At 60.6% G+C, this 20,899-nt stretch carries 16 protein-coding genes, 2 tRNA genes and 2 rRNA genes; 8 read left to right on the top strand and 12 right to left on the bottom strand.

Annotation, left to right across the window (positions count from 1 at the left end):
* Positions 1-119: 119 nt before the first annotated feature.
* Together gmk and AC1TXO_RS26165 are read right to left on the bottom strand one after the other, a co-directional pair.
* Positions 120-740, bottom strand: a complete 621-nt coding sequence (gene gmk, locus AC1TXO_RS26170) for a guanylate kinase (protein ID WP_486404395.1) — start codon at positions 738-740, stop codon at positions 120-122.
* Positions 741-752: 12 nt separating this feature from the next.
* Positions 753-1,616 carry a YicC/YloC family endoribonuclease gene (locus AC1TXO_RS26165; protein ID WP_486404394.1) on the bottom strand — a complete coding sequence of 288 codons (864 nt, stop codon included), beginning with the start codon at positions 1,614-1,616 and terminating at the stop codon, positions 753-755.
* A 225-nt stretch (positions 1,617-1,841) separates the two neighbouring features.
* Here AC1TXO_RS26165 and rph point away from each other — a divergent pair, with 225 nt between their 5' ends.
* A complete protein-coding gene (rph, locus tag AC1TXO_RS26160; protein ID WP_486404393.1) occupies positions 1,842-2,564 on the top strand; it encodes a ribonuclease PH in 723 nt (240 codons plus the stop codon).
* 26 nt (positions 2,565-2,590) lie between these two features.
* Positions 2,591-2,959, top strand: a complete 369-nt coding sequence (locus AC1TXO_RS26155; protein WP_486404392.1) for a DUF4870 domain-containing protein — start codon at positions 2,591-2,593, stop codon at positions 2,957-2,959.
* Positions 2,960-2,969: 10 nt separating this feature from the next.
* Here AC1TXO_RS26155 and AC1TXO_RS26150 read toward each other — a convergent pair whose 3' ends face one another.
* The 10 genes from AC1TXO_RS26150 to AC1TXO_RS26105 form a co-directional block, all read right to left on the bottom strand.
* Positions 2,970-4,928, bottom strand: coding sequence for a DUF7844 domain-containing protein (locus AC1TXO_RS26150; RefSeq protein ID WP_486404391.1), 1,959 nt, complete (start codon positions 4,926-4,928; stop codon positions 2,970-2,972).
* Positions 4,925-5,245, bottom strand: coding sequence for a DUF2388 domain-containing protein (locus AC1TXO_RS26145; RefSeq protein WP_029612292.1), 321 nt, complete (start codon positions 5,243-5,245; stop codon positions 4,925-4,927). Before AC1TXO_RS26145 ends, AC1TXO_RS26150 begins: the two co-directional genes overlap by 4 nt.
* Before the next feature lie 36 nt (positions 5,246-5,281).
* A complete protein-coding gene (locus tag AC1TXO_RS26140) occupies positions 5,282-5,575 on the bottom strand; it encodes a DUF2388 domain-containing protein (RefSeq protein ID WP_486404390.1) in 294 nt (97 codons plus the stop codon).
* A gap of 83 nt (positions 5,576-5,658) precedes the next feature.
* Positions 5,659-5,976, bottom strand: coding sequence for a DUF2388 domain-containing protein (locus AC1TXO_RS26135; RefSeq protein WP_486404389.1), 318 nt, complete (start codon positions 5,974-5,976; stop codon positions 5,659-5,661).
* A 310-nt stretch (positions 5,977-6,286) separates the two neighbouring features.
* Complete coding sequence (locus tag AC1TXO_RS26130) at positions 6,287-6,499, bottom strand: DUF1127 domain-containing protein (RefSeq protein ID WP_054894859.1); 213 nt, start codon at positions 6,497-6,499, stop codon at positions 6,287-6,289.
* A gap of 364 nt (positions 6,500-6,863) precedes the next feature.
* Positions 6,864-8,357, bottom strand: a complete 1,494-nt coding sequence (scpC, locus tag AC1TXO_RS26125; protein WP_402760035.1) for a succinyl-CoA:acetate CoA-transferase ScpC — start codon at positions 8,355-8,357, stop codon at positions 6,864-6,866.
* Between the two features lie 189 nt (positions 8,358-8,546).
* Positions 8,547-9,998, bottom strand: a complete 1,452-nt coding sequence (locus AC1TXO_RS26120; protein ID WP_486404388.1) for an NAD(P)(+) transhydrogenase (Re/Si-specific) subunit beta — start codon at positions 9,996-9,998, stop codon at positions 8,547-8,549.
* Entirely contained in the window at positions 9,995-10,315 is a 321-nt protein-coding gene (locus AC1TXO_RS26115; RefSeq protein ID WP_486404387.1) for an NAD(P) transhydrogenase subunit alpha part 2, read from the bottom strand. Before AC1TXO_RS26115 ends, AC1TXO_RS26120 begins: the two co-directional genes overlap by 4 nt.
* Positions 10,316-10,326: 11 nt before the next feature.
* The gene (locus tag AC1TXO_RS26110) at positions 10,327-11,448 is read right to left on the bottom strand and encodes a Re/Si-specific NAD(P)(+) transhydrogenase subunit alpha (protein ID WP_486404386.1); all 1,122 of its coding nucleotides are present in this window, start codon (positions 11,446-11,448) and stop codon (positions 10,327-10,329) included.
* A 437-nt stretch (positions 11,449-11,885) separates the two neighbouring features.
* Complete coding sequence (locus tag AC1TXO_RS26105; protein WP_486404385.1) at positions 11,886-12,785, bottom strand: LysR family transcriptional regulator; 900 nt, start codon at positions 12,783-12,785, stop codon at positions 11,886-11,888.
* 165 nt (positions 12,786-12,950) lie between these two features.
* On the opposite strand from AC1TXO_RS26105, the gene AC1TXO_RS26100 reads away from it, so the two are divergent.
* From AC1TXO_RS26100 to AC1TXO_RS26075, 6 genes are all read left to right on the top strand, one after another.
* The gene (locus AC1TXO_RS26100; protein ID WP_486404384.1) at positions 12,951-14,132 is read left to right on the top strand and encodes an acyl-CoA dehydrogenase; all 1,182 of its coding nucleotides are present in this window, start codon (positions 12,951-12,953) and stop codon (positions 14,130-14,132) included.
* A 15-nt stretch (positions 14,133-14,147) separates the two neighbouring features.
* A complete protein-coding gene (locus AC1TXO_RS26095; RefSeq protein ID WP_486404383.1) occupies positions 14,148-15,368 on the top strand; it encodes a CaiB/BaiF CoA transferase family protein in 1,221 nt (406 codons plus the stop codon).
* Positions 15,369-15,932: 564 nt separating this feature from the next.
* A 16S ribosomal RNA gene (locus AC1TXO_RS26090) occupies positions 15,933-17,469 on the top strand.
* A gap of 77 nt (positions 17,470-17,546) precedes the next feature.
* Positions 17,547-17,623 (top strand) — tRNA-Ile (locus tag AC1TXO_RS26085).
* Positions 17,624-17,629: 6 nt separating this feature from the next.
* Positions 17,630-17,705, top strand: a tRNA-Ala gene (locus tag AC1TXO_RS26080).
* Positions 17,706-17,926: 221 nt separating this feature from the next.
* A 23S ribosomal RNA gene (locus tag AC1TXO_RS26075) occupies positions 17,927-20,819 on the top strand.
* Together the 16S and 23S rRNA genes with 2 tRNA genes alongside form the textbook arrangement of a ribosomal RNA operon.
* Positions 20,820-20,899: the final 80 nt, after the last annotated feature.

Here is a 20,899-nt window from a genome sequence, read left to right as displayed (position 1 = left end):
AAGGGGGCTGCCGTGCAGCCCAATCGCGGGGCAAGCCCGCTTCCACAGGCTCCGCGCTGCATTCAAGACAGCGGCGAATGTGGGAGCGGGCTGGCCCCGCGCTGGTTTCAGGGCGGGGTTCAGCCGACCAGCTGCTTCAACAGCGCACCATGGCGTTGCTGCTGCTTCTTGAGCAGCAACCGATTCGAACGGAACACCGACTTCAGGTCTTCGAGCGCGTCTTCGAAGTCGTCGTTGACGATGACGTAGTCGAATTCGTTGTAATGCACCATCTCGCTGACCGCTTCCTTCATGCGCCCGGCGATGATTTCCTCGCTGTCCTGGCCACGGCCGTCCAGGCGCTGGCGCAGGGCTTCCTGGCTCGGTGGCAGGATGAAGATCGACAGCGCCTCGGGCATCAGCTTGCGCACTTGCTGGGCGCCCTGCCAGTCGATTTCCAGGATCAGGTCGAAGCCCTTGTCGAGGGTTTCCTGCAGCGCGCTACGGGAGGTGCCGTAGTAGTTGCCGAACACCTCGGCGTGCTCGAGGAAGTCACCCTGGGCGATCAGCGCCTTGAACTCCTCGTGAACCACGAAGTGATAGTTCACCCCGTGCGCCTCGCCCGGGCGCATGGCGCGGGTGGTGTGGGAAACCGAGACACGGATCTGCCGGTCTTGCGTGGTCAGGGCGCTGACCAGGCTGGTCTTGCCGGCGCCGGAAGGGGCCGAAACGATGTAGAGGGTGCCGCTGCTGTGGTTCATGGTGGGGTGGCCTTACTCGATATTCTGTACTTGTTCGCGCATCTGTTCGATCAGCACCTTCAGGTTGACCGCCGCCTGGGTGCTGCGCGGGTCGAAGGCCTTTGAGCCGAGCGTATTCGCCTCGCGGTTCAGCTCCTGCATCAGGAAGTCCAGGCGCCGGCCGGCGGCGCCGCCGGACTTGAGCACCCGGCGTACCTCGGTGACGTGGGTGCTGAGGCGGTCGAGCTCTTCGGCGACGTCGCTTTTCTGTGCCAGCAGGACCATTTCCTGCTCCAGGCGCTGCGGGTCGAGTTCGGCCTGCAGGTCGCTGAAACGATCGACGATACGCTGGCGCTGGGCGGCCAGCATCTGTGGAACCAGGGCGCGCAGGGTGGCGACTTCGGTGGTCATGGCGTCCAGGCGCTCGTTGATCAGCCGGGCCAGCTCCTGGCCTTCGCGCAGGCGCCCGGCCTTGAGCTCGGCCAGCGCTTCGTCGAACAGCGCCATGGCTTCGGCGTTCAGCGCCTGCGGGTCGGCGGCATCGGCCACCAGCACTCCGGGCCAGGCGAGGACTTCGAGTGGGTTGAGCGGTGCTGGCTGGTTGATCAGCCCGGCCACGGCCTCGGCGGCGGCGACCAGTTGCGCGGCGCGCTCACGATCGACCTGCAGCGGCTTGCCGGTGCTGTCGTCGGACAGGCGCAGGGTGCATTCGACCTTGCCGCGTGACAGCCCCTGGCGCAGGCCTTCGCGTACTGCGCCCTCGAGATCGCGCAGGGCCTCGGGCAGGCGCAGGTGCGGTTCGAGGTAGCGGTGATTGACCGAGCGCAGCTCCCAGGCCAGGGTGCCCTGGCTGCCGGCGCGCTCGACGCGGGCAAAGGCGGTCATGCTGTGCACCATGGGGAGTACCTCGCGAATTCGGTTTGAACGGGAAGCCTTTCGGCTGCAAGGCGCAGGATTGTAGCGCAGTGCGGCGATGGCGCCCAATCGAACCATGCTACAGGGCGTCGCAGCTTGATGTGGGAAAAGTCGACCGGTTGCCTGGCCACGACGATAGGCATGTCCTCACGGGACGCGCGGCTCTATAATGGCCGCCTGATTCGAATTCCGGTACAGGTATCCCAGATGAAACGTCCAAGTGGTCGCGCTGCCGATCAGCTCCGCTCGATCCGCATCACCCGCAACTACACCAAGCACGCCGAGGGGTCGGTACTGGTCGAGTTCGGTGACACCAAGGTCATCTGCACGGTCAGCGTCGAAAACGGCGTACCGCGCTTCCTCAAGGGCCAGGGCCAGGGTTGGCTGACCGCCGAGTACGGCATGCTGCCGCGCTCCACCGGCGAGCGTAACCAGCGCGAGGCCAGCCGCGGCAAGCAGGGCGGCCGCACCCTGGAAATCCAGCGCCTGATCGGCCGCTCGCTGCGCGCTGCGCTGGACATGAGCAAGCTGGGCGACATCACCCTGTACGTCGACTGCGACGTGATCCAGGCCGACGGCGGCACCCGTACCGCGTCGATCACCGGTGCCATGGTCGCCCTGTGCGATGCCCTGGCGGTGATCAAGAAGCGCGGCGGCCTCAAGGGCGGCAACCCGCTCAAGCACATGATCGCCGCGGTGTCGGTGGGCATGTACCAGGGTGAGGCGGTGCTGGACCTCGACTACCTCGAGGACTCCGCTGCAGAAACCGACCTCAACGTGGTCATGACCAGCGCCGGTGGCTTCATCGAGGTCCAGGGCACCGCCGAAGGCGCGCCGTTCCAGCCAGAAGACTTCAACGCCATGCTGGCGCTGGCACAGAAGGGCATGAGCGAAATCTTCGAACTGCAGAAGGCCGCACTGGCCGACTGAGCATCCGCCAAGGAGGCGAACGCATCATGAGCGATCCGAACCTGCCGATCGAAACGCCCAGCGCCGAAGTCCGGCAATGGGCGATGTTCTGCCACTTCAGTGGGCTGCTCGGGCTGGTGATGCCGCTCGGGCATCTGCTCGGACCGCTGGTGATGTGGATCTGGAAGCGCGAAGTCGATCCTTTCGTCGATGCCCAGGGCAAGGAGGCGCTGAACTTCCAGATCAGCGTCACCATCGCCGGCTTCATCTGCTTCCTGCTGATGTTCGTGGTGATCGGCATCGTGCTGTTCGCCATCCTTGCCGTGGCGGTGCTGATCCTGATCATCCTGGCGGGGGTTCGGGCCAATGAAGGCAAGCCTTACCGCTATCCGCTGATCTGGCGGCCGATCAAGTAGCACCCCGCATTCAAGGCAGCTGCAGACCGCCGGCTGCCTTGTGCAGGGCACGCAGGTGTTCACCGATCTGCTTGACGTTGGCTTCGATTGCCGCAATTTCCTTCGCCCGCGCCGGCTCCAGCAGCGCACGCACTTCCTTGTCCAGATCGGTACTCAGGCGCAGCAACTGCGCCTGCCGCTCGCTGCTGACCTTTTCCAGGTGTACCCGCTCCTGGAGTTGCGGCAAGCCATAGCCCTCGGCCTCGAGCAGCTCGGCCGGGCGGCTCAGGAAACCGCTGTTGGCAAGCATCTGCTGCAGGGTGGCGTTGGCCTTGTCGATACTGCCATCCTTGAGGGCGGCGGCGTTGAGATAGCGCTGCTTCACCTCGTCCTGGGCCAGCAGCAGCTGGCGGCGCAGGCTGGCCTGCTCGAGCAGGAGCAGCGCCGCGCTGGTGCGCAGGTCGGCCTGGGCGAACCAGGGTCGGCGCTGTTCGGCATCCTGGGCCAACCAGTCTTCCACGGCGCTCTGCTTGATCGGCAGCTGCTTGCGCAGCACCTCGAACATGGCCTGGTAACGGTCGCGGTAGGAGTCGAAGCGATAGCCCAGGCGCAGGGCCTCGCGTGGGTCGTCGAGCACGCTGGTGTCGGCCAGGCCCCGCCCTTTGAGCACCTCGAGCAAACCGTTGGGCATGATCGCATCGAGATCGGCGAAGCGCGGGTCGGCAGTACCGCTGCGCATCAACTTGAGGGTTTCCACCGCGCAGTTGTTGGACAGGAAGTAATAGTTGCCGTCGTAGCTCCAGTGCATCTCGGCGGCCTGGCGCACCAGGTCCTCGATCTGCTGGCGGTCGAGCTTGAGGGGTACCGAGGCCAGGCTGCGCAGTTCGGTCTTGGTGTATTCGTCGATCACCTGGCCCAGCGGCAGCACGAAAAGGCGTGATGGGTAGGCACCGGTCAGCCCGTCCCAGCTGGACAACTGCACGTCGTTGACGAAGGCGCGGTACGACAGCACCAGATGGCGGTCGAGGTCCAACCGGCAGTCCGGTCCGCGCGGGCGACCCGGCGCACAGATCACCAGGCGCAGCATGCTGTGGCCCCAGCGGCTGACCCAGTTCTGGTTGGCCTCGGCAAGCAGGTAATCGACCTCGTAGACCCTTTCCGGGTCGATCTCGCCCAGTGGCTCGCGGGCAAAGTCGCTGCCGGCATTGAGGAAGGGCAGGCCCTTGGCGCAGGTATCCTGCTGCGGCGCCCAGCCAAAGTGTTCGCGCAGGTACTGGTTCAGGGCCGGGCGGCGGCAGCCATAGCTCGGGTCGAGGAGAAAGTACTCCATGTTGACCGCGATGAATTCCTTGGGGCTGCTCAACTCGTAGCTGTCCGGGGTGCGCACCAGCTGGCCGTTGTGCTGCTCGCGCTCACCGCGGCGGCCGACGTATTGTGGCCAGCCGGCGAGGTCGAGCAGGCGCGGGTCGTCGCTGAGGGTGAAGCGGCGTTCGGCCTGGCCGCGGCACTGCTGGGGCAGGCCGATCTGGCCAAGTGTGCCCAGCTGGCGCTTGCAGCGGGCGAGCAGCGAACGCTCGGCGCCAGGCCACAGGCGTGCGCGATCATAGATGTGGGTCAGCTCGTGCAGCACGGTAGCCAGCAGTTCTTCGCGTACGGTGCCGTGGGGGCGATGGGTCCTTTGTGTGGCGGCGCTGCCATCGGTGAGCCCTGGCAGCAGGCGGCTGTTGAGCTCCAGGCTGGAAACCGGCGAAGCCTGGCCGTAGGCGTCGGCAGGCATCTTGTCGGTCCAGCCGACCTGAATGCGGCGGTCCAGGCGCTGCCTGAACGATGGTGGAAGCTTCGCCAGCGCCTCGTCCAGCAGTTGCTGCGAGGCTTGCTGCTGTCGAGCGTCGAGGCCGTCCGCCTGCAGCTCCAGCTGCAGGTCGGCCAGGGCGGGCGTGCCGAGCAGCGTCAGGACGCAGCCGAGCAGCCAGGCACGCGCGCGCTTCACAGCGAGAGAATGGCTTCGGCCAGTACCTGGTCGCTGGCGTCGCGCGCTTCCGGCACGCGGTCGCGCAGAGTGTCGAAGGCGGCCTCGAGCTGCGCGCCGCGAATGTCGCCGTTGCTGGCGACGAAGCTGGCGGCGTCATCGCGGGCCTCGCGCACAACCTTGGAGTCGCGGATCGAGGTGGTGGTGTCGGATGTGAAATCGATCGACCGGCCGAAGGCGCGAACGATGATATTGCTGGTGGCTACCAACGTCTGCGCCTGGGCCAGGTCGGCCAGCAGCAGCATGCCGAGGGTGGCGGCGATCAGCGGTTTACGCATGGAGCATCTCCGAAAGATTCAGGGAGTCAGGTGTGATCATTGGACGAGAATTGCTTCTGCCAGTTCAAGGTCGCCGACGGTCTGACGCGGGTAGGCATGTCGCAGGTCGGCCAGCGCAGCCTGCAGGCGCGCACTGCGGATCCTGCCGTCGCTGGCAATGAATGCGGCGGCGTCGTCACGGGCCATGCCGACGATCTTGCGGTCGAACGGCGCGGTGGTCACCTGGCTGGTGACATAGCCGGTCATGACCGGGAACTGGGTCGTGACATCCATGGCTTGGGCGCTTCCCGTTCCGGCGAAGACGAACAGCAAGGGCATCAGGTATCGCATGGGCGTGGGTAACACTCGATCGGCTTGGCGATGACTACCTCACAAGCAGCGGCGAGCCGCTGCTTGTGAGTGCGGCGGCTGGCTCAGAGGGCCAGGATGGCCTGTGCCAGTTGGGCGTCGCTGGCCTGCAGCGCGGGCATCTGCTGGCGAATGTGGACGAAGGCGCTTTCCAGCTTCGCGCCGCGGATCTGGCCCTGGCTGCCGACGAAGCTTGCGGCGTCGTCACGGGCGGCCTTGACGATCTTGTCGTCGCGCAGCGAAGACGACACGTCGGAAGTGGCGTCGGTGGACGCAGCCACGGCACCGACCACGGCATCGGTGGTCACGACGAAGCTGGTGGCGTGTGCGGTGCCGGCAAGGGCCAGCAGCACGGCGGCGCCGAGCAGGTGGTTACGGAACATGATAGGGACTCCTGCGGGGGTAGTTCTGGTTATTCGGACGCTCGCACTGCTCGTCACGCTACATCAACGACGGCAGCTCGCTTCACCAAACTAACAGGCCGCCTTTGCAAGCGTATCACGCGGCACTGTTTCCAGATGTGAAGGATCACGCTCGACAGAACTGTTATGGTTATATTTTGGTTTGGTGATAATTGTACTGGTATTGCGCTGGACCGCTCAACTGCGCGGGTTGGAAACAAAAAACCCGTCGCAGTTCCCTGCGACGGGTTTTCGGAATTCACGGTGCCGGCGAAGGCCGGCGAGCCGGAGCTTAGCGCCAGAAAGGCTTGCTCAGCTCTTGGTAGCGCTGGGATTCGCTGATACCGGCGTCGGCCAGCAGGCGAGCATCCAGGCGAGCCAGTTGACGGCGGCTGGCGATGCGACGCTGCCACAGCAGCAGGGTCGACAGGGCGCGCAGAGGAGCCGAGGCTTTGGATTCAACGTTGTTTTCGAAAACCAGACCGGAACTGAGGGTACGTTCCATGATGTGTCATCCTTCCGCTTGTGGCGGGATTAGGTAGTGATTTAACTGATGCCAATGATCCTCCTCTGCTGTCCATAACAGTAGATACAGTTCAACAGTAATGCGATGCTCCAGTTAACTGTTAAACGGTACTGTTGCACTCGAAATAGGCGCAACTGTACTGGTCTGCACTGTTTTTGTGCGTTTTTATGTTTTTTGAAAAAAGTGGCGGGAAGAAGGCGGGGTTTTTAGCGGTACAGTAGTACAGTTTTTGATTGATTCATCTTCAACTGTTTGAGTGTGTTCTATGCAACTGCGGGGCGAGCCCGCTCCCACAGTCAATCTGCAGGAGGGGCTTGCCGCGCGATGAGCTGGTACTAGCGGATCACCCCGCCAGCATCCGCCCGCTTTCTTCCAGGTTCTCGTGCCAGCTCAGCGCTTCGCGCAGGATATGCGGGGTGTGCCCGCCGCGCTGGCAGGCGCGGTCGAAATAGTCGTTGAGTGCGGCGCGGTAGTCCGGGTGCACGCAGTTGTCGATGATCGCGCGAGCACGTTCGCGGGGTGCAAGGCCGCGCAGGTCGGCCAGACCCTGTTCGGTGACGAGGATGTCCACGTCGTGCTCGGTGTGGTCGACATGGCTGACCATCGGCACCACGCTGGAAATCGCCCCGCCCTTGGCGATCGACTTGGTCACGAACACCGCCAGATGGGCGTTGCGGGCGAAGTCGCCGGAGCCGCCGATGCCGTTCATCATCCGTGTGCCGCACACGTGGGTGGAGTTGACGTTGCCGTAGATGTCGAACTCCAGCGCCGTGTTGATGCCAATGATGCCGAGGCGGCGCACCACTTCCGGATGGTTGGAGATTTCCTGCGGACGCAGCACCAACTTGTCCTTGTAGCGCTCGAGGTTGCCGAACACGTCGGCGTTGCGGCGGGTCGACAGGGTGATCGAGCTGCCCGAGGCGAAGCGCAGCTTGCCGGCGTCGATCAGGTCGAAGGTCGAATCCTGCAGCACTTCGGAGTACATGGTAAGGTCTTCGAACGGCGACTCGATCAGGCCGCACATCACGGCGTTGGCAATGCTGCCGATCCCCGCCTGCAGCGGGCCGAGGCTGTTGCTCATGCGTCCTGCGTCAACTTCCTGCTTGAGGAAACCGATCAGGTGGTCGGCGATGGCCTGGGTTTCGTGATCCGGCGGCAGGACGGTGGACGGCGAATCCGGTTGGTCGCTGATGACGATACCGACGATCTTTGCCGGATCGATCGGAATCGCGGTGCTGCCGATGCGGTCGTCGACCTTCACCAGCGGGATGGGTGTGCGGGTCGGGCGGTAGGTCGGGATATAGATGTCGTGCAGCCCTTCGAGGTTGGGGTTGTGCGACAGGTTGATCTCGACGATGACCTGCTTGGCGAAGATCGCGAAGCTGGCCGAATTGCCAACCGAGGTGGTCGGCACGATATGGCCCTGTTCGGTGATCGCCACCGCCTCGATGACGGCGATGTCGGGCAGGGTCAGCTGCTTGTTGCGCAGTTGTTCCACGGTTTCCGACAAGTGCTGGTCGATGAACATCACCTGGCCGTCGTTGATGGCCTTGCGCAGGGTGCTGTCGACCTGGAACGGCATGCGCCGGGCCAGCACACCGGCCTCGGTCAGTTGCTTGTCCAGGTCGTTGCCCAGGCTGGCGCCGGTCATCAGGCTGATCTTCAGCGGCGACTGCCTGGCGCGCTCGGCCAGTGCGTGCGGCACGGCCTTGGCTTCGCCGGCGCGGGTGAAGCCGCTCATGCCGACGGTCATGCCATCCTCGATCAGGCCAGCGGCATCAGCCGCACTCATTACCTTGCTGTGCAGGGAGGACAAGCGGATACGATCACGGTACATGGATTGTTATCTCGGGCTACTTGGGCTACTGCAGCGCAGTCTAGAGATTTCGCCCGGGGCCGTCCCGCGACCATGGTCGTATGAGAAGCCCGGAAATAGAGCCGTTGATCTGGATCAGCAAAACGACGAGGCCCCAGGAGAAATCTCTCTGGGGCCTCGTTCATATCGACGGGTTTGCTCGGAAAAGACCTACTCGACCGCCTTGACCATGTCCTCGATGACCTTCTTCGCGTCGCCGAACACCATCATGGTCTTGTCCAGGTAGAACAGCTCGTTGTCGAGCCCGGCGTAGCCGCTGGCCATGGAGCGTTTGTTGACGATGATGGTCTTGGCCTTGAAGGCTTCGAGGATCGGCATGCCGGCGATCGGCGACTTCGGATCGTTCTTCGCCGCCGGGTTGACCACGTCGTTGGCGCCGAGCACCAGCACAACGTCGGCCTGGCCGAACTCGGCGTTGATGTCCTCCATCTCGAACACCTGGTCGTACGGCACCTCGGCCTCGGCCAGCAGCACGTTCATGTGCCCTGGCATGCGCCCGGCGACCGGGTGGATGGCGTACTTCACGGTCACGCCGTTGTGGGTCAGCTTCTCGGTCAGCTCCTTGAGCGCATGCTGGGCACGGGCAACCGCCAGGCCGTAGCCGGGGACGATGATCACGCTGTCGGCGTTGCTCAGCAGGAAGGTGGCGTCGTCGGCCGAGCCGGACTTCACCGGGCGCTGCTCCTTGCTGCCGGTCGCAGCGCCAGCGTCGGTGTCGCCACCGAAACCGCCGAGGATGACGTTGAAGAACGAGCGGTTCATCGCCTTGCACATGATGTACGAGAGGATCGCACCGCTGGAGCCGACCAGCGAGCCGGCAATGATCAGCATCGAGTTGTTCAGCGAGAAGCCGATGCCCGCTGCCGCCCAGCCCGAATAGCTGTTGAGCATCGACACCACCACCGGCATGTCGGCGCCGCCGATCGGGATGATGATCAGCACGCCCATGATGAAGGCGAGGACCAGCATCAGGGTGAAGGCGCTGTAGTGCCCGGTGAAGGTGAACAGCAGGCCCAGGGCGAGGGTGGTGATGCCCAGGATCAGGTTCAGCTTGTGCTGCCCGACGAACTGGACCGGCGCGCCCTGGAACAGGCGGAACTTGTACTTGCCCGACAGCTTGCCGAAGGCGATCACCGAGCCGGAGAAGGTGACGGCACCGATCGCTGCACCGAGGAACAGTTCCAGGCGGTTGCCGGTGGGGATCGGGTCGCTGATGCTGGCGACGATGCCCAGCGACTGCGGCTCGAGTACCGCGGCGATGGCGATGAACACCGCCGCCAGGCCGATCATGCTGTGCATGAAGGCGACCAGCTCGGGCATCTTGGTCATCTCCACGCGCTTGGCCATGACCGACCCTGCGGTGCCGCCGATCAGCAGGCCGACGATCACGTAGCCGATGCCGGCAGTGGCGCCGCCGCTGCCCACCGACAGCGCCGCAAGCTTGTAGATGAGGCCGATGGTGGTGAGCATCGCGATGCCCATGCCGATCATGCCGAACAGGTTGCCGCGCCGGGAGGTGGTCGGGTGCGACAGCCCCTTGAGGGCCTGGATGAAGCAGACCGAGGCAACCAGGTAGAGAAGGGTGACCAGATTCATGCTCATGGTTGTTTCTGCCCCTCGTTCTTGGTTTTCTTCTTGAACATTTCCAGCATGCGGCGGGTGACCAGGAAGCCACCGAACACATTGACCGCAGCCAGGGCCACGGCCAGGGTGCCCATCAGCTTGCCGGCCGGGGTCACGGTCAGCGCCGCCGCCAGCATGGCGCCGACGATGACGATCGCGGAGATGGCGTTGGTCACCGCCATCAGCGGAGTGTGCAGCGCAGGGGTGACGTTCCAGACCACGTGATAGCCAACATAGATGGCCAGCACGAAGATGATCAGGTTGTAGATCCCGTGGGAAATCAGCATGTCTTCCATTGTCGTGCTCCTCAGCCGTTCTTGCGCACGACCTGGCCGTCGCGGCACATCAGGCACGCGGCGACGATGTCGTCTTCGAGGTTGATCGTCAGGGCGCCGTCCTTGTCGAACAGCAGCTTCATGAAGTCCAGCAGGTTGCGTGCGTACAGCGCCGAGGCATCCGCGGCCAGCTGGGCGGGCAGGTTGGTCGGGCCGACGAGGGTTACGCCATGCGCCGTCACTACCTGGTCGGCGACGGTCAGTGGGCAGTTGCCGCCCTGGGCGGCGGCGAGGTCGATGACCACCGAGCCTGGCTTCATCTGCGCCACGGTCTCGGCACTGAGCAGCGTCGGGGCCTTGCGTCCGGGGATCAGCGCGGTGGTGATGACGATATCGGCCTGCCTGGCACGTTCATGCACGGCCTGGGCCTGGCGTTGCATCCAGCTGGCCGGCATCGGCCGGGCGTAGCCGCCGACACCTTCGGCGCACTCGCGTTCTTCATCGGTCTCGTAGGGGACATCGATGAACTTGGCGCCGAGCGATTCGATCTGTTCCTTCACGGCAGGGCGCACGTCGGACGCTTCGATCACCGCGCCGAGGCGCTTGGCGGTAGCGATGGCCTGAAGGCCTGCGACACCGGCACCGAGGATCAGCACGCGGGCAGCCTTTACCGTGCCGGCGGCGGTCATCAGCATGGGCATGAAGCGCGGATAGTGATGGGCTGCGAGCAGCACAGCCTTGTAGCCGGCGATGTTGGCCTGCGACGACAGTACATCCAGGCTCTGCGCCCGCGACGTGCGCGGCGCCGCTTCGAGGGCGAAGGCGGTGATGCCGCGTTCGGCCATCCGCGCGATCAGTTCGCTGTTGAACGGGTTGAGCATGCCCACCAGGACACTGCCGGGGTTGATCCGCGCCAGTTCCTGATCACTGGGCGCTACCACCTTGAGTATCAGTTGCGCGCCCAGGGCATCGGCGGCACCACCCAGCGAAGCACCTGCTGCCTCGAAGGCGCTGTCCGGAATGCTGGCCTTGAGGCCGGCGCCCCGTTCGACGGTGACCTGGTGGCCCTGGCCTACCAGTTTCTTGAGGGTTTCCGGGGTCGCGGCGACCCTTGTCTCACCCGGCTGCGTCTCGAGAGGAACACCAATGTGCACGACTTTGTCTCCTGCGGTGACCTTTTGTCATTGTTGATTCCGGTGCACTCGGGTGGTGCTGCCGGAGCGGTCGTAGAGCAATGCATACCGCCGGTTCCGGGGCGGGCGAGGCATTTTGCAGACGAACCGCAGGTCCATCAACCGGTTCTGGAGCGAAACGAAGTCAAAACTACAAGTCACCCTGTGACCACGTGTCGCAACGCTCCGCTTCCAGGCCGTCAAGAACGGGCTATTGGCAGCTTAGGAGAAAAAAACAAAAAAATTCTGACGTTTTCGTCTTTAGCGTGATGGATGTCGTAAAAAACCGGGCAAACCCGCGTAGTTACTAGGGTTGATACGGTTTTTAGGCGCAGCGGAACAGATTACGGATTTGCGACAAATCCATATATCTGTAGGTGTTCAAAATAATTGACTACGAAGTCAGCTTTTCCGAAGTATCAGGCCTGTGCAGCGTAGTCGCGGGCCTGGAGTACCAGCCAGTCGCGGAAGGCGCGCAGTGAAGCCGACTCGACCTTGCGCTCGGGGATCATCAGATAGTAGGCCTTGTCGCTCGCCAGGGCATGCCTGTTAGCGACCAACAGCCTGCCGTCCGCCAGCTCCCGATGGATCAGGAAAGGCGGGATCAGCGCGATGCCCATCTCGTGCATGGCTGCCTGGGCAAGCATGGAGAACAGTTCATAGCGAGGGCCGGTCATGTCCCTTTCCACACTCATGGCCAGGCCGTCGAACCATTGCCGCCAGGCGTAGGGGCGGGTGGTCTGCTGCAGCAGCGGCAATTCGGCGATGCGTGTGGCATCCAGAATCTCCTGGCCGTCCAGCCAGCGCGGGCTGCACACCGGTACCGGGTTCTCGCCCATCAAGCGGTGCGACTGGGTGCCCGACCAGTCGGCGTCACCGAAATAGATCGCGGCGTCGAAGGCGGTGTCGGCGAACAGGAAGGGGCGGGTGCGGTTGGTCAGGTTGACCGTCACCTCGGGGTGGCGCTGCTGGAAGTCCTTCAGGCGCGGCAGCAGCCACTGGGTGCCGAAGGTCGGCACCACGGCCAGTTCGATCACGTTGGCCCCCTGCTGGCGCATGACCGACAGGGTGTCGCGTTCTACCGCATCGAGCTGCGCGGCGACCTGGCGACTGTAGGACAGGCCCGCTTCGGTCAGCTTCACGCCCCTGCGCGAGCGTCGGAACAGTTCGACGTTGAGAAAGCTCTCCAGGCTGCCGATTTGCCGACAGACGGCGCCCTGGGTCAGGGCCAGCTCGTGCGCAGCCTTGGTAAAGCTCTCGTGGCGGGCTGCGGCCTCGAAGCAGACCAGGGCCGCTGTACTGGGGATCTTGCGCCGCATGTACGCCTACCTCACTTGTATCGGGCCAGGAGTGCCGATTTGGCAATTCTCGAAGTGAGAAAATAGCACTAATCGGTGCGTAATCCTCGTTTGTCCCCAGGCAGGTTCCGGCCTAGGATCAAGGCAACCGGAAATTTCGTCGGACATCTTTCGAGGACTCTGCCCATGGCTGGTAAAGCAAGCTTCAACTGGATCGACCCGCTGCTGCTGGATCAGCAGCTCACTGAAGAAGAGCGCATGGTGCGTGACAGCGCTTATCAGTTCGCCCAGGACAAGCTGGCGCCACGGGTGGTCGAGGCGTTCCGTCACGAGCAGACCGACCCTGCGATCTTCCGCGAGATGGGCGAGGTCGGCCTGCTGGGCGCGACCATTCCGGTGGAGTACGGCGGTAGCGGGCTGAATTACGTGTGCTACGGGCTGATCGCCCGTGAAGTGGAGCGCATCGACTCCGGCTATCGCTCGATGATGAGTGTGCAATCGTCGTTGGTCATGGTGCCGATCAACGAGTTCGGCACTGAAGCGCAAAAACAGAAGTACCTGCCCAAGCTCGCCAGCGGTGAATGGATTGGCTGTTTCGGCCTCACCGAACCCAACCATGGCTCCGATCCGGGGGCGATGATCACTCGGGCGCGCAAGGTCGAGGGTGGTTATAGCCTGACCGGCAGCAAGATGTGGATCACCAACAGCCCAATCGCCGATGTGTTCGTGGTCTGGGCCAAGGACGATGCCGGCGACATTCGCGGCTTTATCCTCGAGAAGGGCTGGAAAGGTCTGAGCGCTCCGGCTATCCATGGCAAGGTCGGACTGCGCGCGTCGATCACCGGCGAGATCGTCATGGATGGTGTGTTCGTGCCGGAGGAGAACATCTTCCCTGAGGTTCGCGGCCTGAAGGGTCCGTTCACCTGCCTGAACTCGGCGCGCTACGGTATTTCCTGGGGCGCGCTGGGGGCGGCGGAAGCCTGCTGGCACACTGCACGCCAGTACACCCTGGACCGCAAGCAGTTCGGTCGCCCGCTGGCGGCCAACCAGCTGATCCAGAAGAAACTCGCCGACATGCAGACCGAGATCACCCTGGGTCTGCAGGGCTGCCTGCGGTTGGGGCGGATGAAGGACGAAGGCACTGCCGCGGTGGAAATCACCTCGATCATGAAGCGCAACTCTTGCGGCAAGGCCCTGGAGATTGCGCGCCTGGCGCGCGACATGCTGGGTGGCAACGGCATCTCCGACGAGTTCGGCGTGGCCCGTCATCTGGTCAACCTCGAGGTGGTCAACACCTATGAGGGCACCCACGATATCCATGCGTTGATCCTCGGTCGCGCGCAGACCGGCATCCAGGCGTTCTATTAATAGAGGAGCGCGGCCATGGGAGCGCTTTCACATCTGCGGGTGCTGGATCTGTCGCGCGTGCTGGCCGGGCCGTGGTCCGGTCAGATTCTTGCCGACCTGGGTGCCGATGTGATCAAGGTCGAGCGTCCGGGCAGCGGCGATGACACCCGCGCCTGGGGTCCGCCCTTTCTCAAGGACATCCAGGGCGAGAATACCAGTGAGGCCGCCTACTACCTGTCGGCCAACCGCAACAAGCGCTCGGTGACCATCGATTTCACCCAGCCCGAAGGCCAGCGCCTGGTACGTGAGCTGGCGGCCAAGTCGGATATCGTCATCGAGAACTTCAAGGTCGGAGGGCTGGCGAGCTACGGGCTGGACTACGCGAGCCTGAAGGCGATCAACCCAAGGCTCATCTATTGTTCGATCACCGGGTTTGGCCAGACTGGGCCTTATGCCAGGCGCGCGGGCTACGATTTCATGATCCAGGGATTGGGCGGGCTCATGAGCCTGACCGGACGGCCGGAGGGAGAGCAGGGTGCTGGACCCATGAAGGTGGGGGTGGCGCTGACCGATATCCTCACCGGGCTGTATTCCACGGTGGCGATCCTCGCAGCACTGGCGCACCGCGATCAGTCGGGAGAGGGCCAGCATATCGATATGGCCCTGTTGGATGTGCAGGTGGCGTGTCTTGCCAACCAGGCGATGAACTACCTGACCACGGGGACATCGCCCAAGCGACTGGGCAATGCGCATCCGAACATCGTCCCGTACCAGGACTTCCCGACGGCTGATGGCGATTTCATTCTTACCGTGGGCAACGACGGGCAGTTCCGCAAGTTCGCCGAAGTGGCCGGGCATCCGCAGTGGGCCGATGACCCGCGCTTTGCCACCAACAAGCAGCGGGTTGCGCATCGCGCCGAGCTTATTCCACTGATTCGCCAGGCAACGGTGTTCAAGACGACGGCCGAGTGGGTGAGCCTGCTGGAGCAGGCCGGGGTGCCATGTGGGCCGATCAACGACCTGGCGCAGATGTTCCAGGATCCGCAGGTGGTGGCGCGTGGGCTGGCGGTGCAGGTGCCGCATCCGCTGTCGGGCAGTGTGCCGCAGGTGGCGAGCCCGATCAGGCTGTCGCAGACGCCTGTGGAGTATCGGCGGGCGCCACCTTTATTGGGAGAGCACACCGAAGCAGTATTGGTAGACGTCCTGGGGTTGGATGCAGAGGCTGTTCAGGCCCTGCGCTCGGCTGGGGTGTTGTGACAGCGTCTATATATAGAAGAGGGGAGGCCGACAGGCCTCCCCGCTTTGTTTTTCAGCGATCTGAAAGATTCTTGAAATAAAAGGTTGACGCCCTCTCGAATCCCCTTATAATGCGCCCCACTTCCGCAGCAAACGGAACGCGAAACTCCTTGTTAATCAACGAGTTAAGCGAGTTCGGTGTAGCGCGAAGGGCTTCGGTCTCTTGATCGGCAGCGGTGAAAAAGGCAGTTGACAGCATCGTTTGGTGCTGTATGATTCGCCTCCCGCTACGAGAGATCGCAGCGAGTCAAGTGTTTGAAGCTAAACGAGTTTCTCGCGAAAAACTTCAAAATAAACGCTTGACACCGAATGAGGAAAGCGTAGAATGCGCGCCTCGGTTGAGACGAAAAGCTCTTGACCAAACGCTCTTTAACAAATCGAATCAAGCAATTCGTGTGGGTGCTTGTGAGTACGGACTGATAGTCGCCAAGATTATCAGCATCACAAGTGGCCATGCGAGAAATCACATAGTCATTTGAGATTGCTGAGCCAAGTTTAGGGTTTCTTAAAAACCCAAGCAGTATTGAACTGAAGAGTTTGATCATGGCTCAGATTGAACGCTGGCGGCAGGCCTAACACATGCAAGTCGAGCGGATGACGGGAGCTTGCTCCTTGATTCAGCGGCGGACGGGTGAGTAATGCCTAGGAATCTGCCTGGTAGTGGGGGACAACGTTTCGAAAGGAACGCTAATACCGCATACGTCCTACGGGAGAAAGCAGGGGACCTTCGGGCCTTGCGCTATCAGATGAGCCTAGGTCGGATTAGCTAGTTGGTGAGGTAATGGCTCACCAAGGCGACGATCCGTAACTGGTCTGAGAGGATGATCAGTCACACTGGAACTGAGACACGGTCCAGACTCCTACGGGAGGCAGCAGTGGGGAATATTGGACAATGGGCGAAAGCCTGATCCAGCCATGCCGCGTGTGTGAAGAAGGTCTTCGGATTGTAAAGCACTTTAAGTTGGGAGGAAGGGTTGTACGTTAATACCGTGCAATTTTGACGTTACCGACAGAATAAGCACCGGCTAACTCTGTGCCAGCAGCCGCGGTAATACAGAGGGTGCAAGCGTTAATCGGAATTACTGGGCGTAAAGCGCGCGTAGGTGGTTCGTTAAGTTGGATGTGAAAGCCCCGGGCTCAACCTGGGAACTGCATCCAAAACTGGCGAGCTAGAGTATGGTAGAGGGTGGTGGAATTTCCTGTGTAGCGGTGAAATGCGTAGATATAGGAAGGAACACCAGTGGCGAAGGCGACCACCTGGACTGATACTGACACTGAGGTGCGAAAGCGTGGGGAGCAAACAGGATTAGATACCCTGGTAGTCCACGCCGTAAACGATGTCAACTAGCCGTTGGAATCCTTGAGATTTTAGTGGCGCAGCTAACGCATTAAGTTGACCGCCTGGGGAGTACGGCCGCAAGGTTAAAACTCAAATGAATTGACGGGGGCCCGCACAAGCGGTGGAGCATGTGGTTTAATTCGAAGCAACGCGAAGAACCTTACCAGGCCTTGACATGCAGAGAACTTTCCAGAGATGGATTGGTGCCTTCGGGAACTCTGACACAGGTGCTGCATGGCTGTCGTCAGCTCGTGTCGTGAGATGTTGGGTTAAGTCCCGTAACGAGCGCAACCCTTGTCCTTAGTTACCAGCACGTTATGGTGGGCACTCTAAGGAGACTGCCGGTGACAAACCGGAGGAAGGTGGGGATGACGTCAAGTCATCATGGCCCTTACGGCCTGGGCTACACACGTGCTACAATGGTCGGTACAGAGGGTTGCCAAGCCGCGAGGTGGAGCTAATCTCACAAAACCGATCGTAGTCCGGATCGCAGTCTGCAACTCGACTGCGTGAAGTCGGAATCGCTAGTAATCGCGAATCAGAATGTCGCGGTGAATACGTTCCCGGGCCTTGTACACACCGCCCGTCACACCATGGGAGTGGGTTGCACCAGAAGTAGCTAGTCTAACCTTCGGGAGGACGGTTACCACGGTGTGATTCATGACTGGGGTGAAGTCGTAACAAGGTAGCCGTAGGGGAACCTGCGGCTGGATCACCTCCTTAATCGAAGACATCAGCCTGCTGATGAGCTCCCACACGAATTGCTTGATTCATTGTCGAAGACGATCAAGACCCTATATAGGTCTGTAGCTCAGTTGGTTAGAGCGCACCCCTGATAAGGGTGAGGTCGGCAGTTCAAATCTGCCCAGACCTACCAATATGCGGGGCCATAGCTCAGCTGGGAGAGCGCCTGCCTTGCACGCAGGAGGTCAGCGGTTCGATCCCGCTTGGCTCCACCACTTATGCTGCACCTTGATCAGAACCTAGAAATGAGCATTCACTGATGAATGTTGATTTCTGGCTTTTGTCAGATCGTTCTTTAAAAATTCGGATATGTGATAGAAATAGACTGAAGACCAGTTTCACTGCTGGAATTCAGGCTAAGGTAAAATTTGTGAGTTCTCACGAATTTTCGGCGAATGTCGTCTTCACAGTATAACCAGATTGCTTGGGGTTATATGGTCAAGTGAAGAAGCGCATACGGTGGATGCCTTGGCAGTCAGAGGCGATGAAAGACGTGGTAGCCTGCGATAAGCTTTGGGGAGTCGGCAAACAGACTGTGATCCAGAGATCTCTGAATGGGGGAACCCACTCAGCACAAGCTGAGTATCTTGTACTGAATACATAGGTGCAAGAGGCGAACCAGGGGAACTGAAACATCTAAGTACCCTGAGGAAAAGAAATCAACCGAGATTCCCTTAGTAGTGGCGAGCGAACGGGGACCAGCCCTTAAGCTGGTTTGAGATTAGTGGAACGCTCTGGAAAGTGCGGCCATAGTGGGTGATAGCCCCGTACACGAAAATCTCTTGCCAGTGAAATCGAGTAGGACGGAGCACGAGAAACTTTGTCTGAACATGGGGGGACCATCCTCCAAGGCTAAATACTACTGACTGACCGATAGTGAACCAGTACCGTGAGGGAAAGGCGAAAAGAACCCCGGAGAGGGGAGTGAAATAGAACCTGAAACCGTATGCGTACAAGCAGTGGGAGCCTACTTTGTTAGGTGACTGCGTACCTTTTGTATAATGGGTCAGCGACTTATATTCAGTGGCGAGCTTAACCGAATAGGGGAGGCGTAGCGAAAGCGAGTCTTAATAGGGCGCTTTAGTCGCTGGGTATAGACCCGAAACCGGGCGATCTATCCATGGGCAGGTTGAAGGTTAGGTAACACTGACTGGAGGACCGAACCGACTACCGTTGAAAAGTTAGCGGATGACCTGTGGATCGGAGTGAAAGGCTAATCAAGCTCGGAGATAGCTGGTTCTCCTCGAAAGCTATTTAGGTAGCGCCTCATGTATCACTGCTGGGGGTAGAGCACTGTTTCGGCTAGGGGGTCATCCCGACTTACCAAACCGATGCAAACTCCGAATACCAGCAAGTGCCGAGCATGGGAGACACACGGCGGGTGCTAACGTCCGTCGTGAAAAGGGAAACAACCCAGACCGTCAGCTAAGGTCCCAAAGTCATGGTTAAGTGGGAAACGATGTGGGAAGGCTTAGACAGCTAGGAGGTTGGCTTAGAAGCAGCCACCCTTTAAAGAAAGCGTAATAGCTCACTAGTCGAGTCGGCCTGCGCGGAAGATGTAACGGGGCTCAAACCATGCACCGAAGCTACGGGTATCACCTCTGGTGATGCGGTAGAGGAGCGTTCTGTAAGCCTGTGAAGGTGAGTTGAGAAGCTTGCTGGAGGTATCAGAAGTGCGAATGCTGACATGAGTAACGACAATGCGAGTGAAAAACTCGCACGCCGAAAGACCAAGGTTTCCTGCGCAACGTTAATCGACGCAGGGTTAGTCGGTCCCTAAGGCGAGGCTGAAAAGCGTAGTCGATGGAAAACAGGTTAATATTCCTGTACTTCCAGTTATTGCGATGGAGGGACGGAGAAGGTTAGGCCAGCCTGGCGTTGGTTGTCCAGGTTTAAGGTGGTAGGCTGAAATCTTAGGCAAATCCGGGATTTCAAGGCCGAGAGCTGATGACGAGTGCTCTTTAGAGCGCGAAGTGGTTGATACCATGCTTCCAAGAAAAGCTCCTAAGCTTCAGATAACTGGGAACCGTACCCCAAACCGACACAGGTGGTTAGGTAGAGAATACCAAGGCGCTTGAGAGAACTCGGGTGAAGGAACTAGGCAAAATGGCACCGTAACTTCGGGAGAAGGTGCGCCGGCGAGGGTGAAGGACTTGCTCCGTAAGCTCATGCCGGTCGAAGATACCAGGCCGCTGCGACTGTTTATTAAAAACACAGCACTCTGCAAACACGAAAGTGGACGTATAGGGTGTGACGCCTGCCCGGTGCCGGAAGGTTAATTGATGGGGTTAGCGCAAGCGAAGCTCTTGATCGAAGCCCCGGTAAACGGCGGCCGTAACTATAACGGTCCTAAGGTAGCGAAATTCCTTGTCGGGTAAGTTCCGACCTGCACGAATGGCGTAACGATGGCGGCGCTGTCTCCACCCGAGACTCAGTGAAATTGAAATCGCTGTGAAGATGCAGTGTATCCGCGGCTAGACGGAAAGACCCCGTGAACCTTTACTATAGCTTTGCACTGGACTTTGAGCTTGCTTGTGTAGGATAGGTGGGAGGCTTTGAAGTGGGGACGCCAGTTCTCATGGAGCCATCCTTGAAATACCACCCTGGCAACCTTGAGGTTCTAACTCAGGTCCGTGATCCGGATCGAGGACAGTGTATGGTGGGTAGTTTGACTGGGGCGGTCTCCTCCCAAAGAGTAACGGAGGAGTACGAAGGTGCGCTCAGACCGGTCGGAAATCGGTCGTAGAGTATAAAGGCAAAAGCGCGCTTGACTGCGAGACAGACACGTCGAGCAGGTACGAAAGTAGGTCTTAGTGATCCGGTGGTTCTGTATGGAAGGGCCATCGCTCAACGGATAAAAGGTACTCCGGGGATAACAGGCTGATACCGCCCAAGAGTTCATATCGACGGCGGTGTTTGGCACCTCGATGTCGGCTCATCACATCCTGGGGCTGAAGCCGGTCCCAAGGGTATGGCTGTTCGCCATTTAAAGTGGTACGCGAGCTGGGTTTAGAACGTCGTGAGACAGTTCGGTCCCTATCTGCCGTGGACGTTTGAGATTTGAGAGGGGCTGCTCCTAGTACGAGAGGACCGGAGTGGACGAACCTCTGGTGTTCCGGTTGTCACGCCAGTGGCATTGCCGGGTAGCTATGTTCGGAAGAGATAACCGCTGAAAGCATCTAAGCGGGAAACTTGCCTCAAGATGAGATCTCACTGGGATCTAGAATCCCCTGAAGGGCCGTCGAAGACTACGACGTTGATAGGTTGGGTGTGTAAGCGCTGTGAGGCGTTGAGCTAACCAATACTAATTGCCCGTGAGGCTTGACCATATAACACCCAAGCAATCTGCCTGGCAGATTGTGGTGGTGAAGACGAAACGAACCGAAAGTTCGAGGCGACCCACAAAGAT

This window comes from Pseudomonas sp. FA117 (genome assembly GCF_057370475.1).
The sequence above is the reverse complement of the archived record's forward strand: the minus strand, read 5'-3'. Positions and strand labels throughout refer to the sequence as shown.

Excerpts from the sequence above, each read along its gene's own strand:
- gmk (WP_486404395.1), bottom strand. The coding sequence starts at position 740 with ATGAACCACAGCAGCGGCACCCTCTACATCGTTTCGGCCCCTTCCGGC.
- AC1TXO_RS26130 (WP_054894859.1), bottom strand. The coding sequence starts at position 6,499 with ATGGAACGTACCCTCAGTTCCGGTCTGGTTTTCGAAAACAACGTTGAA.
- AC1TXO_RS26120 (WP_486404388.1), bottom strand. The coding sequence starts at position 9,998 with ATGAGCATGAATCTGGTCACCCTTCTCTACCTGGTTGCCTCGGTCTGC.
- AC1TXO_RS26145 (WP_029612292.1), bottom strand. The coding sequence starts at position 5,245 with ATGCGTAAACCGCTGATCGCCGCCACCCTCGGCATGCTGCTGCTGGCC.
- scpC (WP_402760035.1), bottom strand. The coding sequence starts at position 8,357 with ATGTACCGTGATCGTATCCGCTTGTCCTCCCTGCACAGCAAGGTAATG.
- AC1TXO_RS26115 (WP_486404387.1), bottom strand. The coding sequence starts at position 10,315 with ATGGAAGACATGCTGATTTCCCACGGGATCTACAACCTGATCATCTTC.
- rph (WP_486404393.1), top strand. The coding sequence starts at position 1,842 with ATGAAACGTCCAAGTGGTCGCGCTGCCGATCAGCTCCGCTCGATCCGC.
- AC1TXO_RS26135 (WP_486404389.1), bottom strand. The coding sequence starts at position 5,976 with ATGTTCCGTAACCACCTGCTCGGCGCCGCCGTGCTGCTGGCCCTTGCC.
- AC1TXO_RS26140 (WP_486404390.1), bottom strand. The coding sequence starts at position 5,575 with ATGCGATACCTGATGCCCTTGCTGTTCGTCTTCGCCGGAACGGGAAGC.
- AC1TXO_RS26105 (WP_486404385.1), bottom strand. The coding sequence starts at position 12,785 with ATGCGGCGCAAGATCCCCAGTACAGCGGCCCTGGTCTGCTTCGAGGCC.
- AC1TXO_RS26155 (WP_486404392.1), top strand. The coding sequence starts at position 2,591 with ATGAGCGATCCGAACCTGCCGATCGAAACGCCCAGCGCCGAAGTCCGG.
- AC1TXO_RS26100 (WP_486404384.1), top strand. The coding sequence starts at position 12,951 with ATGGCTGGTAAAGCAAGCTTCAACTGGATCGACCCGCTGCTGCTGGAT.
- AC1TXO_RS26095 (WP_486404383.1), top strand. The coding sequence starts at position 14,148 with ATGGGAGCGCTTTCACATCTGCGGGTGCTGGATCTGTCGCGCGTGCTG.
- AC1TXO_RS26165 (WP_486404394.1), bottom strand. The coding sequence starts at position 1,616 with ATGGTGCACAGCATGACCGCCTTTGCCCGCGTCGAGCGCGCCGGCAGC.